The organism is Hyphomonas sp. CACIAM 19H1 (assembly GCF_003325995.1).
In the GTDB taxonomy this organism is placed as follows: domain Bacteria; phylum Pseudomonadota; class Alphaproteobacteria; order Caulobacterales; family Hyphomonadaceae; genus Hyphomonas; species Hyphomonas polymorpha.
In genome coordinates this window covers 922,421-934,843 of the sequence record NZ_CP016437.1, presented here as the reverse complement: position 1 = coordinate 934,843, position 12,423 = coordinate 922,421, and the positions used below count along the sequence as shown (strand labels likewise).

Annotated in this window: 16 protein-coding genes and 1 tRNA gene; 8 read left to right on the top strand and 9 right to left on the bottom strand. The window is 63.2% G+C overall.

Translation table 11 applies throughout. From position 1 onward, the window contains the following. Window positions 1-119: 119 nt before the first annotated feature. Window positions 120-194 (bottom strand) — tRNA-Gly (locus BBF93_RS04560). 202 nt (window positions 195-396) lie between these two features. Then, window positions 397-861 (bottom strand): helix-turn-helix domain-containing protein, encoded by a 465-nt coding sequence (locus tag BBF93_RS04555; protein WP_114105112.1) that lies wholly within the window; start codon window positions 859-861, stop codon window positions 397-399. Between the two features lie 138 nt (window positions 862-999). Here BBF93_RS04555 and BBF93_RS04550 point away from each other — a divergent pair, with 138 nt between their 5' ends. From BBF93_RS04550 to BBF93_RS04540, 3 genes are all read left to right on the top strand, one after another. Continuing rightward, the gene (locus tag BBF93_RS04550) at window positions 1,000-2,145 is read left to right on the top strand and encodes an esterase-like activity of phytase family protein (protein ID WP_114105111.1); all 1,146 of its coding nucleotides are present in this window, start codon (window positions 1,000-1,002) and stop codon (window positions 2,143-2,145) included. Window positions 2,146-2,404: 259 nt separating this feature from the next. Continuing rightward, complete coding sequence (locus BBF93_RS04545) at window positions 2,405-3,028, top strand: 5-formyltetrahydrofolate cyclo-ligase (protein WP_035598578.1); 624 nt, start codon at window positions 2,405-2,407, stop codon at window positions 3,026-3,028. 88 nt (window positions 3,029-3,116) lie between these two features. Then, window positions 3,117-4,124 (top strand): family 16 glycosylhydrolase, encoded by a 1,008-nt coding sequence (locus BBF93_RS04540; protein WP_051612541.1) that lies wholly within the window; start codon window positions 3,117-3,119, stop codon window positions 4,122-4,124. Here BBF93_RS04540 and BBF93_RS04535 read toward each other — a convergent pair. Then, window positions 4,114-4,443 (bottom strand): DUF1476 domain-containing protein, encoded by a 330-nt coding sequence (locus tag BBF93_RS04535; RefSeq protein ID WP_114105110.1) that lies wholly within the window; start codon window positions 4,441-4,443, stop codon window positions 4,114-4,116. The genes BBF93_RS04540 and BBF93_RS04535 overlap by 11 nt on opposite strands. A gap of 182 nt (window positions 4,444-4,625) precedes the next feature. Here BBF93_RS04535 and purC point away from each other — a divergent pair, with 182 nt between their 5' ends. From purC to BBF93_RS04510, 5 genes are all read left to right on the top strand, one after another. Then, window positions 4,626-5,405 carry a phosphoribosylaminoimidazolesuccinocarboxamide synthase gene (gene purC / locus BBF93_RS04530; RefSeq protein WP_035598583.1) on the top strand — a complete coding sequence of 260 codons (780 nt, stop codon included), beginning with the start codon at window positions 4,626-4,628 and terminating at the stop codon, window positions 5,403-5,405. Then, window positions 5,405-5,647, top strand: coding sequence for a phosphoribosylformylglycinamidine synthase subunit PurS (gene purS / locus BBF93_RS04525; RefSeq protein WP_114105109.1), 243 nt, complete (start codon window positions 5,405-5,407; stop codon window positions 5,645-5,647). The genes purC and purS overlap by 1 nt, the downstream gene beginning before the upstream one ends. A 150-nt stretch (window positions 5,648-5,797) precedes the next feature. Beyond that, entirely contained in the window at window positions 5,798-6,487 is a 690-nt protein-coding gene (locus tag BBF93_RS04520) for a TetR/AcrR family transcriptional regulator (RefSeq protein WP_114105108.1), read from the top strand. Between the two features lie 35 nt (window positions 6,488-6,522). Beyond that, window positions 6,523-7,329, top strand: coding sequence for a 1-acyl-sn-glycerol-3-phosphate acyltransferase (locus BBF93_RS04515; RefSeq protein ID WP_114105107.1), 807 nt, complete (start codon window positions 6,523-6,525; stop codon window positions 7,327-7,329). A gap of 99 nt (window positions 7,330-7,428) precedes the next feature. Beyond that, the gene (locus BBF93_RS04510) at window positions 7,429-7,743 is read left to right on the top strand and encodes a multidrug efflux SMR transporter (protein ID WP_114105106.1); all 315 of its coding nucleotides are present in this window, start codon (window positions 7,429-7,431) and stop codon (window positions 7,741-7,743) included. A 9-nt stretch (window positions 7,744-7,752) separates the two neighbouring features. Here BBF93_RS04510 and BBF93_RS04505 read toward each other — a convergent pair whose 3' ends face one another. Genes BBF93_RS04505 through sufC form a run of 6 tightly spaced genes read right to left on the bottom strand, consistent with a single transcriptional unit; the run spans window position 7,753 to window position 12,270 of the window. Beyond that, on the bottom strand, window positions 7,753-8,253 hold the full coding sequence (locus tag BBF93_RS04505) for a DNA-deoxyinosine glycosylase (RefSeq protein ID WP_114105105.1): 501 nt from the start codon (window positions 8,251-8,253) through the stop codon (window positions 7,753-7,755). Between the two features lie 16 nt (window positions 8,254-8,269). Continuing rightward, a complete protein-coding gene (locus tag BBF93_RS04500; RefSeq protein ID WP_035598594.1) occupies window positions 8,270-8,629 on the bottom strand; it encodes an iron-sulfur cluster assembly accessory protein in 360 nt (119 codons plus the stop codon). Between the two features lie 35 nt (window positions 8,630-8,664). Next, window positions 8,665-9,048, bottom strand: coding sequence for an SUF system Fe-S cluster assembly protein (locus BBF93_RS04495; RefSeq protein WP_114105104.1), 384 nt, complete (start codon window positions 9,046-9,048; stop codon window positions 8,665-8,667). 8 nt (window positions 9,049-9,056) lie between these two features. Continuing rightward, window positions 9,057-10,280, bottom strand: coding sequence for a cysteine desulfurase (locus tag BBF93_RS04490; protein ID WP_114105103.1), 1,224 nt, complete (start codon window positions 10,278-10,280; stop codon window positions 9,057-9,059). Between the two features lie 5 nt (window positions 10,281-10,285). Continuing rightward, window positions 10,286-11,512 carry a SufD family Fe-S cluster assembly protein gene (locus BBF93_RS04485; protein WP_114105102.1) on the bottom strand — a complete coding sequence of 409 codons (1,227 nt, stop codon included), beginning with the start codon at window positions 11,510-11,512 and terminating at the stop codon, window positions 10,286-10,288. Beyond that, window positions 11,509-12,270 carry a Fe-S cluster assembly ATPase SufC gene (gene sufC / locus BBF93_RS04480; RefSeq protein WP_114105101.1) on the bottom strand — a complete coding sequence of 254 codons (762 nt, stop codon included), beginning with the start codon at window positions 12,268-12,270 and terminating at the stop codon, window positions 11,509-11,511. Before sufC ends, BBF93_RS04485 begins: the two co-directional genes overlap by 4 nt. Window positions 12,271-12,423: the final 153 nt, after the last annotated feature.

The following is a 12,423-nucleotide window of genomic DNA, read 5'->3' as shown; positions in this document are numbered from 1 at the left end:
TCCCGTTTGTAGGGAGCTCTGTAGGGAAATTTGTAGGGAAAAATCCGGAAACCGTCAAGCGAACGCGCAGCGAAAGCCCGTCAGGGCTTTGTTCTTATTTGACTTTTCATGAGTTTGTCTGGAGCGGGCGAAGAGATTCGAACTCTCGACCCCAACCTTGGCAAGGTTGTGCTCTACCCCTGAGCTACGCCCGCATCCGACAGATATGTCCGCCTTGTCAGCGGAGCGGACGGAATATGCGGGAAGCGGCGGCTTTGCAAGAGCCAAATGAACCGCAATCTGCACAAACTGTGAGATAAAGCGGCGCGCGCAAAGGTGTATGCGGTTTTGCGCCAAAGCGCGGCGACACTCAAAAGGGAGCGCAAGCGCCTTGATCGCAGATCAAGGCGCGCAGCGCTAACCGCGCAGCACTGCCCGGATCTGATCGGGACGCACCTCGCGCCCCTCTGCGTCCACGAAGGCGGCCCGGATGGCGCTTTTCGATCCGGCCTTGGTGAAGCTGATCGGCGGCGCCTCGCCCTGGCCCAGCCACACATCGCCCCACTGCGTCAGCCCGATCAGGATCGGGCGCAGGGAGATGCCCATCGCCGAAAGTACATATTCCGGCCGCGCCCGCTTGCCGGGCACCTTGTAGGCCCGCTTGGTCAGCAGCCCGACATCTACCAATGTCTTCAGCCGGCCCGACAACACCGTACGCGGGCATTTCAGCTCGGACTGGAAATCGTCAAACCGGCGCACGCCATACAGCGCCGCCCGCAGAATCAGCATCGTCCAGCGGTCCCCGATCAGCTCGATGGCGCGCGCCAGGTTGCAGTTTTCCGGCGGAATGGGGGAGCGGCGGGCAAGCGGTATCTGACTCATGCCGTTGAACCTGAAAGGGTTCGCTTTTTAAATCCAGAGGGGGCCGCACACCTTTTCACGAAATGGTCAGACCTTTGTCATCCGGTGGTCGGCATTCGCCGCGATAGCCGCCCGTGAAGCACGCCTCAGGAGCCCCCCATGCGTTTCCGCGCCCCACTGACCGCCCTGATGGCCGCCAGCTTCCTGGTCACCTGCGCAGGGCCGGAAGAAGTGGTCGTAAATGGCGCCCCGGTGATCGCCGATGTCCGCCAGAGTCCGGATGTGTCCGAAAATGTCCAGGCCGTGTCACCCGATGCCACCGGCCGGGACGGTCTCTGGCGCGCTGCGGACCATGCCGCCGCCCTGATCGCCTCCTCCTGCCCGCCCGGCACCCCGCGTCAGGAGCCCCTCCCCATAGACCTGTCGGTCACACCGGTTTCCCTGGGCGACGCCGCCCAGATCGCCCGCCGCATTCCGGAAACCGTAACCGTTTCAGGGGCCTGGGAACTCACTTCGTCCAACTCCAATGTCGGCGGCCTCTCCGGTCTCGCCCTGCTGCCAGCCCCTGAAGGCGGCGGCCTGCTGAGCGTAACCGATGCGGGCGCCTTCGTCTGGATCGGCCTCGAGAAGGGCGCGCCCTCAGGCGCAAAAATCTCGTATATGCAAGGTAGTGACGGGATGATGCTGACCGGCAAGACAGAAGGCGACGCCGAAGGCCTCGTCTGGTCGGAAGGCCTCGCTTTGGTCAGCTTTGAGCGCAGCTTCCGGATCGAAGCCTTTGCGCTCGGCGTCTGCGGGTCGGCCGCCCGCGCAGCCCGCGTTGCCAATCTTCCGGGCCAGCACAACAATCGGAATGTCGATGAGAATCAGGGCCCTGAGGCAATCTTCCTGGAGGCCGATGGGGCCCTCGGCTTTGGCTATGAAGGCATGCTCGGCACCTCGCCGCTGGGCCGCGTGCTCGCCGATGGCACCGCCGAATGGACCGGCAACACCGCCCCCGCCCCCAGCCTGCACGGTCTCGTCGGCCGCGAGATCGTCCCGCTGCCCAATGGCACCGCCCGCACCCTGGAAATGTATCGCGCCTGGGATCCCCTTCAGGGCAACCGCATCCGCCTGACCTGGGGACCGGGCGAGGCCGAAACCCTCACACTCAGCCGCCCGCTTCTGGTAGACAATTTCGAGGGTATCGCCGCTGAGGCCCTGTCAGATCAGCTGATCCGCGTCTGGATCGTGTCGGACAACAATTTTTCGGCCAAGCAGAAAACCCTGCTGTATGCCTTCGACATCAAAATCTCACAGAACTGAGCGCCGCGCGCCGCTTTCCAAAGCGGGGCAGAGCCACTAGATTTGTCAGGCACAAGGGCTGCTGCGCCCGCGTGGGACTGATCTCCGGCGACCTTACTTACCGTCAGGGGGCTGGCACTCTGGCTGGGGCCGTGGCCCTGGCTCATCCGGCGCCCACCTAGTCTCTAGGTCGACGGGAGTGAAATGTGCCCGGCGGCGACGTGGTTCTTGTGCGCTATTGCCCTTTCTGCTGCGCCCATCGAGCACTAGGAGGGCTTTCATGAGTATTGAAGCCGACAAGACCGCCCTGCGCCACCGGATGCGCACCATCCGCGCCGAAGCCGCTGCGCGCGATCCGGACGCCGCCGAAAAGCTCGCCGATATTTTTCCAATGAAATTGCTGGAGCGGTATGGCCCCGTCGTTTCGGGCTATGTCGCGATCAATGAAGAACTCGATCCCTTCCCGCTGATGGAAAGGCTCGCCCGCGCCGGCGCGGAGCTGTGCCTGCCCCGCATGGAGGAAACCGGCATCAGCTGGCGGCTCTGGTCGCCGGGTGAGCCGCTGGACCGGCGCCCTTTCGGCCTGTCGGAGCCCCCGGCGGATGCACCGGAAGTCACCCCAACCCTCGTTCTGACGCCCTTGCTGGCCTATGACACGATGGGAAACCGCCTCGGCTATGGCCGGGGCCATTATGATGGGGCCCTGGAAAAGCTGCGCGCCAAAGGCCGGGCCTTTGCCTGCGCGGTCGCCTATGCGGCCCAGCAGATCGACAAGGTGCCCGCCGAGCCGCATGACCAGCCCCTCGACTGGGCCATCACGCCGATTGGATCGGTTCCGCTGTTCATGATGCGAAACCGCAGCGCCCTGACAGCCCCCGCCAATGGCGGCGAAGACGCCTCCTGATACTCCCGGATGGGGCGAAGGGGTTTTGCTTAACAAATAGTTGGCGCATAACTTGCTCTTCACGAAGGATTAACCTTCGGAGGCAGTCATGGCCCACATCGGCAACACTCAGTCCGCAATCTGGACCCGGTTTTCCAGAAGCATCGATCTGGCTGTTGTGGCTTGCCTGGCGATTGTTGCGGCCACCGGCGCGATTGCGCTGTCGCCCCCGGCGCCTGTCGCAGAAAAGACTGTAATTGTTGCTGAAATCTCGGCACCGCCTGCCCCGAAAGCCCCTTCCGTCCGCCAGCGTGCCCCGCAGCTTCAGCCTCAATTCTTCCCTTGGAAGGCCCCGGAAACCTACACGCCGGTGCTGCCCGAAGCGCCCAAACCCGCGATCCCGAACCGCCAGCAGGAGGCTTTCCTGACCCGCATGCGCGGCCAGACACCTTTCCGGGCCTCCACCCATGATAACCTTGCGACCCATTATGGTGGCAACTGGCGCGAGGATAACGTCAGCGAGACGTCCAGCGGCACGCTGCTCTCGATCCACCGGGTAAAGGGCGAGAGCATGCCCTACACGATCGCCGAGCTGCAGAGCCCCGGAAAATACGGCTATGGCCGCTATGAGGTGATCATGCGCCCCGCCCGCGGCTCAGGCACCGTCTCGGCCTTCTTCACCTTCACCGGCGCGCACTTTGGCGATCCCCACGACGAAGTCGACATCGAATTCCTCGGCCAGGACACGACCAAGGTTCACTTCAACTATTTCCGGAAAGGCAAACGCGGCGCCTTTGAGGGCTTTGACCTGCCCTTCGACGCCGCTGACGCAGATCGCCTCTATGCCTTCGAATGGACCCCGGACCGGATTACCTGGTTCATCGAGGGACAGCCCATCTATTCGACCCCGACGGGAGACGCAGGTATCCCCGCAGCCCCCGGCAAGATCATGATGAGCGCCTGGGTGGGCAAGCCCTTTATCGAGGGCTGGACCGGAAAGCCGACCTTCACCTCCGGAACCGGCGCCCACTATAGCTGCGTGTCATTTGTGCCGATGGGTGGCACGGGCCCCGGCTGCGGCGATAACTATACGCCGCCGGTGGTCCTTAGCCCTTGATATCGTTGATGATCTGCTCGCGCGCGACGGGCAGAAGACGGGCCATTTCCTCACGGATTTGGACATCCGTGCGCACAATCCCGGCCTTTTCGAGGTCGCCGCGCACCTTGCGCACGACATCATCATCGCCGGCCTCTTCCAGATCCGCGATCACAACTGATTTGGCATAAGCCTCAGCGTCGCCGTCCTTCAGGCCCAGAAGTTCAGCGGTCCAGAGGCCCAGCAGCTTGTTGCGGCGGGCGTTGATCTTGAACTGGGTTTCCTGATCCAAGGCGTAACGGGCCTCCTCTGCGCGTTCACGATCATCGAATGTGCTCATGGAGGTGGCCCTTTCACATCTGCCGGTGTCTATCGGCGCTGATATAGGGTGGATGCTCAGGTGTTCGCAATAATTGTTTCTGTCGCGGGTTTGGCGTAACAGTCCGCGCTTCAGGGGAGCGGGGTGAATGATTCCCGTTGGCAACGCTATCCCCGCAGAACGCGCAGGAAAGGCCGGTTGAGATGAACAAGCGCCGCGTCATCTACGAAGGAAAAGCAAAAATCCTCTATGAGGGCCCCGAACCGGGCACGCTGATCCAGTATTTCAAGGACGACACAACTGCGTTCGACGCGACCAAGAAGGCCGTGCTGGATGGCAAGGGGGTTCTGAACAATCGCATCAGCGAGTTCGTGATGACCCATCTGACCAGCGTGGGCGTGCCCAACCACTTCATCCGCCGCCTCAACATGCGTGAGCAGCTGGTGCGGAAAGTGGACATCATTCCGCTGGAAGTGGTCGTGCGCAACATCGCTGCAGGCTCGCTCTCCACGCGCCTCGGCATTCCGGAGGGTCAGTCCCTGCCCCGCCCGCTGGTCGAGTTCTACTTCAAGAACGATGCCCTGCACGATCCGATGGTTTCCGAAGAACACATCGCCGCCTTCGGCTGGGCCACAGCCCAGGAATATGACGACATCATCGCCCTCGCCCTGCGCGTGAACGATTTCATGTCCGGCCTCTTCGCCGGTGCCGGCATCCGCCTTGTCGACTTCAAGATCGAATTCGGCCGCTGGTTCGAAAACGATCACGACATGCCGCGCATCCTGCTGGCCGACGAGATCAGCCCGGACAGCTGCCGCCTGTGGGACGCCAAGACCGGCGAGAAGATGGACAAGGACCGTTTCCGCCGTGATATGGGCGGCGTTACGGAAGCCTATGCCGAAGTCGCACGCCGTCTCGGCATCATCCGGGAATCAGGCGAAGAGACCGACAACGTCATCCACTTCACCGGGGGCAGCAAATAATGAAAGCGGTCGTACACGTATCCCTCAAATCCGGCGTGCTGGACCCTCAGGGCAAGGCCGTGGCCGATACCCTGGCCCGGATGGGCTATAAGGAAGTCGACGGCGCGCGCGTTGGCAAGGTCATCGAGCTGGACCTGACGGGCCAGACGGACAAGTCGGCGGCCGAGGCCCGCGTCAAGGAAATGTGCGAGAAGCTGCTGGCGAACACCGTGATCGAAAGCTACCGCATCGAACTGGTCTGAGCCTTGGCGGCAGAACGTTTCAGGGGGCCTTCCGGCCCCCTTTTTTTGTTCCGGCATCCGCGCAAGGCCATTTTGTGAGCGATTGATCACTTGCAATCATTGCATGCCTGTGTAATACACGGGGCACGAAGATCAGAGGAGCTGTCGCCCATGGCCCGCAAAGCCACCCCCGCTTCCCCGTCCGGCAAACCGTCAAGGCGCGCCCCTGCCAAGGGCGCACGCACCAAAACAGCAGCCAAACCGGTCGTCACGAAAACGGACGCTGCCGGCCGGCGCCCGCGTGTGCGTGATGCCCGCCCGAAAATCGAGCGCGCGGCGCTCGAACTGTTCGTGAATGTCGGCGTCGATGCCGCCACCACGCGGGAGATCGCCGAAAGCGCCCAGGTTTCGGAAGGCGCTCTCTATCGCCACTATAAAGGCAAGGAGGAGCTTGCCCTCGCCCTGTTCATGGAAACCCACAATCGCCTTTCGGTCATGCTGGCCGAAGCTCTGGGCGGGACCGGCACTCTGGATGAGAAGGTGCATGCCGCCGTCGCCGCCTATTGCGCCCTGGCGGATGAAGATTTCCTGCTCTTCTCCTTCCACCTCGTCTCGCTTCACAAATACCTCCCCTATGACCGGCGGCGCGAGGATGATCCGGTATCCGTCACGGAACAGATCATTTCGGGCCTGATGGATGCCGGCGCCGTTCCGAAGGGAGACCCCGCCCTGAAGGCCGCCATGGCACTGGGCGTGGTGATGCAGGCAGGTCAGAACAAGATCTACAACCGCCTGCCCGGCCCGCTTTCCCGGCATGCGCCTGCCCTGGCGCGCGCCGTTCTCGCCGTTTTGAAGTCCTGACAGCCCCCTGACCGTTCCCCCTACGGAGCATTTCCATGCGTGGCACTCTCTTCCAGCTGGCCTATTGGGTTCTCTCGATTGGCTATGTGCTCGTCTCGCTGCCTTTCCTGGCCTGGCCCGGCCATGGCCCGGTGCGCGCCATCATCCGCAGCTATACGCGGGCCATGAATTTCGCCCTGCGCCACATCGCCGGCATCCGCAAGGAAGTCCGCGGCCGTGAGCGCCTGCCCGAAGGCGCCTTCGTGATCGGCGCCAAGCACCAGAGCTGGGGCGACGGCTTCCTGATCTATCCGGAAATCAAGGATCTGGCTTTTGTCACCGGCGATCATCTCGAACGCTTCCCACTGGTTGGCGGCATCCTCAAGAAGCTCGGCGCCATTGTCATCGACACGTGCGGCGGCGGCGAGAAGAAAGCGTCTTCGCTGGCCAATGGCATGCACAAGGCCAAGGCCGATGGCCGCCGTGTGCTGATCTATCCCGAAGGCCACCTTGCCCCGGTTGGCTATCATTTCCGCTACAAATCCGGCGTCTGGCACATGGCCGAGGCGATGGGCGTGCCCGTCGTGCCGGTTGCCACCAATATCGGTGTGTTCTGGCAGCAGCAGGAAAGCCCTCGCCGCCAGGGCACTGCCGTCATCGAATTTCTCGAGCCGATCCCGCCCGGCCTGCCCCGGGACGAGTTCATCGCCCGGCTGACCGAAGCGGTTGAAATACGCACGGCCGAACTGGTGGCTGAAGCGACCGGTGAGCCCGCCGCCCGCGCCCGCCTCATTCCAGACCCGCCCAACGGCTTCGAGGCTGCCCCGACCCTGGAAGACCTTGCCGCCTACAAGAAGGCTTGAGCCTCGCCCCGGAATGACTATCTAAGCAGTACAGGCAGGAGGACGGCCTCCCCCATACCGGGAACGCTTCGGGACGGCCCGTTTCTGCGGGAGCTTCCCATGCCTTGGGGCCTTCTTGTCGTCGCCGGTCTGCTGGAAATCGTCTGGGCCGCTGCAATGAAACAATCGGCTGGTTTCACCCGGCCCATCCCCACCCTCATCATGATCGCGGCCATGCCGGCCAGCTTTGCGCTGCTGGCAATGGCGATGAAATCCCTGCCGCTGGGTACGGCATATATGGTCTGGACCGGTATTGGCGCGGCGGGCGCGTTCATCTTCGGCGTCATCTGGCTCGGCGAAGCGGCCACCCCGATGCGCATCCTCGCGGCAGCCATGATCGCGGGCGGCATCGTGTTGATGAAGCTGGCGAACTGACGCGCGGGGCTATTCCTGAGGACTGCCCAGAAGGCCCGATCGCCAAAGCGCCAGCTTGTCCTCGAAGCGGCGCGCGGCATGGGCGGGGCTGGTTGAAGGCAGTGTCACGGCCTCTGCGCCCGGCGGCACATGAACCGCCGCGTATTTCCGGAAACTCGCGGCCGCCTTGCCGCCATTAAGGCCGATCCGGCGAATACGCGGATGGACGGCAAAGAAAGCGCCAAAGTCATTGGGCACCTCCTCGCGGATATCTGCGTCGAGGCTGCCCGCCCGCAGGCATAGCTGCAGCACATCCCACACCGCGACCTTTTGCTGGCGCAGCCGCATGGCGCGGTCAGCATAGGCAAGCTGCGGGCCGGCGCCGAAGAGGTGGCCCATGATGGGCCAGAAGGCATTGCGGGCATGGGCATAATACTGCCCCGCTTCCAGCGAGGCGATGCCGGGCATGCTGCCGAGAATCAGAAGCTCAGCGTCTGGCGCCGAAAGAGGGGGAAATCCGCGAACCTGCATCAGCCCGCCGGGCAGATTACTCGGCCCCGGCCGGCACGATGGTCACGCTCTCGCCGCAGCCGCAGGCATCGGTCTGGTTGGGATTGCGGAACACGAATTTCTCATGGAGCAGCGTGGTTTCATAATCGACTTCGCTACCAAGCAGGAACAGCACCGCCTTGGCATCAATCAGGATGGTGACGCCATTATCCTCAACTACCTCGTCCAGCGGCTGAGGCGCCTCGGCATAGTCCATCACATATTCCATGCCCGCGCAGCCGCCATTCTTGACGCCGACGCGCAGGAAACCCAGACCGCGCTCGGCCATGATTTCCTTTACGCGCGCGGCAGCGGCGTCGGTCAGGCGAACGGGTTTGGGGCGGGGTCTGCGGGCCATGGTCTGTAGATAGGGGCGCAAAGCCCCTCCTTCAATCAAAGCATGTTGAGCGCGAGGCGGGCCTCATCCGACATCCGCGAAGGATCCCAAGGCGGATCGAAGGTCAGGGAGACTTCGACAGCCTCGATTCCCTCAACGCTCTTTGCGGCGTTCTCAACCCAGCCAGGCATTTCGCCGGCCACGGGGCAACCGGGCGCGGTCAGCGTCATTTCGATGTCTACCTTGCGGTCGTCATCGATATCCACCTTGTAGATCAGGCCCAGCTCATAGATGTCGACCGGGATTTCCGGGTCGAAAACAGTCTTGAACGCAGCGATCAGCTCATCGGTCAGCCGGTCGAGTTCCTCCTGCGGAATCGCAGAGACAGCCGCAGGATCGCGGACACCGAGCAGGTCTTGGGAGGTCATATCATCGGCCATATACGTATTTATACCAGCATTTTGCGCGCTTTGGCGAGCGCTTCGCCCAGCGCGTCCACTTCAACCTCGGTATTATATAGGGCAAAGCTCGCCCGGGCCGTAGCCGGGACGCCTAAATGCTGCATTAAGGGCTGCGCACAGTGATGGCCCGCGCGGATGGCGACGCCGTAGCGATCAAGGATCTGGGCAAGGTCGTGCGGGTGGGCGCCCTCAAGGCTGAAGGCCAGCACAGCGCCCTTGCCGGCGGCCTCACCATGGATGCGGATGCCGTTGACCTGGCGCAGAATGCCCGCCGCGCGCTCGTAGAGGGCATGTTCGTGGGCGGCGATCTCCGCCTTGTCGAACTGCCCCAGCCAGCGCAGGGCGGCGCCAAAGCCAATGGCTTCCAGGATCGGCGGCGTGCCCGCCTCGAACTTGTGGGGCGCGGTGTTGTAGGTGACCCGCTCCCTCTCGACGATCTCGATCATCTCGCCGCCGCCCTGATAGGGCCGGGCGCGGTCCAGCGCAGCGGCGGTGCCATACAGCGCGCCGATACCCGTCGGGCCATAGATCTTGTGGCCGGTGATGACATACCAGTCACACCTGATGGCCTGCACATCGACGGGCAGATGAACCGCCGCCTGGCTACCATCGATCAGGATTTCGGCGCCAGCGGCATGGGCAAGCTGCGTGATCGCGGCCACATCCGTCACCGTGCCGAGCACATTGCTCATATGGGTGATGGCCACCATCTTCGTCTTCGGGCCAATGGCATCCGCCATCGCCTCCATATCAAGCGAGCCATCTTCCTTGAGGCCGACCCAGCGCAGCACGGCGCCATGACGCTCGCGCAGGAAGTGCCAGGGTACGATATTGGAATGGTGCTCCATGATGGAGAGCACAATCTCATCGCCGGGCTGGATGCGTGCGGCGAGCGCAGAGGCAACAAGGTTGATGCCCTCGGTAGAGCCTTTGGTGAAGATAATATTATCCGTAGACGGCGCATTCAGGAAAGCGCGCACGGTTTCCCGCGCAGCCTCGAAGGCTTCGGTCGTCTCGTTGGCCAGCGTGTGCAGGCCGCGATGCACGTTGGCATACGCCGTGCGCATCTGGCCGGCGAGCGCGTCGATGACAGCATTGGGCTTCTGCGCGCTGGCAGCGTTATCCAGATAGACCAGCGGATGGCCATTCACCTCACGCGAGAGGATCGGAAATTCAGCGCGGATGGCGGGGATATCGAGCTTGCGGGACATGGGCTTCAGACTTCCGACAGCCAGGACTGTGCCTCTGCCCGCAGGGCCTCTTGATGATCGCCGGCCTCTTCCAGAGCTTCGGCAATGAAAGCTTCAGTCAGCAGCGCGCGGGCCTTCTCCAGAGGAATGCCGCGCTGACGCAGATAGAACAGCTGGTTCTGGTCCAGCGCGCCTGAGGTGTTTCCGTGCGCACACTGAACATCATCTGCCAGGATTTCCAGTTCCGGCTTGGCGAACACTTCCGCGCCTTCTTCCAGCAGCAGCGCGTTATGCTGCATCGAGGCGTCGGTCTGCTGGCCGGCATTGCGAGGCACATGGAACTTGCCCTGGAACACGCCGCGCCCGCCATCCAGCACAGCGCCCTTGGTCACCTGCCTTGTCACGCAGGCACGCGCGCCATGGCGCACATGGCTGGTGAAATCGATGTGATAGCCGTCGCCCGCCAGATAGGCCGCATTGAGCGTGGCGTGAGAGCCGGTTTCCTGGTGCACGAGGCGCGTCTCGATGCGCGCGACCTTCGCGCCGAATGCCAGCACGGTCTGCTTCGTTTCAGCGTCCGCATCCTGATGGATCAGCGCCGTGATCGCCTGCGCTTCGGTCTTGCCGCCGCGCTGATAGACGACGCGGGAGAGCTTTGCGCCTTCCTGCAGGGTGTATTCGACCAGCGCCGTGGAGAAGGCCGCGCCGCCCAGATGGCTTTCGGAAACCTCAAGCCGGGCGCCGGGGCGCAGCAGAAACACCACACGCGCCGCATTGATGGCGCCGGGGCCGGAGAACACCATGTGCAGCCGCACAGGCGCCTCATCCGTAACTTCCGCGAGCAGCGTTGCCGGAGCGTTCTTCGCTCCGGAGAGCGCAGCGGCCAGCGCACCGAGGGGCGCGTTTTCAGCGCCGCTCATCGCCTGAGCCTCATCCTTCGCCAGAAGGCGGAGGCCGGGTGGCAGAGTGGCGGGCGCGGTATAGCCCTGCGGGGTAAATTTCAATGTGGTGACACCGTCCGTAGCCAGAGGGTCCGCTGCGGGCGGCGCAGCTGGCACGTCCAGCCCGGTAACCGCCGCTTTGAAGTCGCTCCAGCGCCACTCCTCATTGCGGCGATGCGGCAGGCCGGTCTGCGCAAAGGCTTCAAACAGGCGCTCGCGGCGCGGGTCTGCCTTCAGGGCGGCGTATCGCGCGACCAGTTCGAGTTCCGCAACCGTCGGATTACGGATCATATCTTTCAGGGCGGCGCTCACACTGCCTCCGCCAGCACGCCGTCATAGCCTTCTTCTTCAAGGCGCAGGGCGAGTTCCGGGCCGCCGGTCTTGATGATGCGGCCTTTGGCGAGAACGTGCACCTTATCCGGTTTGATATGGTCCAGCAGGCGCTGATAGTGGGTGATGACCAGCATGCCGCGCTCTGGCGCACGCAGGGCGTTGACGCCCTCGGCCACGGTGCGCAGGGCGTCAATGTCGAGGCCGGAATCTGTTTCGTCCAGCACCATGAAGCGCGGCTCCAGCATCAGCATCTGATAGATTTCCAGACGCTTCTTCTCCCCGCCGGAGAAGCCGACATTCACCGGACGCTTCAGCATGTCGGCGTCAAGGTTCAGCATCTTGGCCACTTCACGGGACTTCTTGAGATAATCCGGCGCGGAGATTTCCGCCTCGCCGCGCGCCTTGCGCTGGGCGTTCATCGCCGTGCGCACAAAGGTCATCACCGGCACGCCGGGGATCTCCACCGGATATTGGAAGGAGAGGAAAAGGCCGGCTGCGGCGCGGTCTTCCGGCTCCATGGCCAGGATGTCCTGCCCGTCGAGCGTGGCGGCCCCTCCGGTAACCTCATAACCGTCCCGCCCGGTCAGCACATAGGACAGGGTGGACTTGCCAGCCCCATTCGGCCCCATGATGGCATGAACTTCGCCCGCAGGCACTTCCAGCGACAGACCATTGATGATGGTCTTGGCCGCTTCGCCTTCGCCAACCGTGGCGCTCAGATTCTGGATCTTCAACATGGCGGGGATTTAGGGCGCCCTGCGATGATTTGAAAGCGCAAAGCGCCGAAAAGCCGCTGCAGCGCCCCTAACCGATCACAGCAGCCAGCAGCGGAGCGGCAAAAATGGCCAGCGCCAGCAGCACATAGCCGCCAATTTCCTTGAATAGTCCCG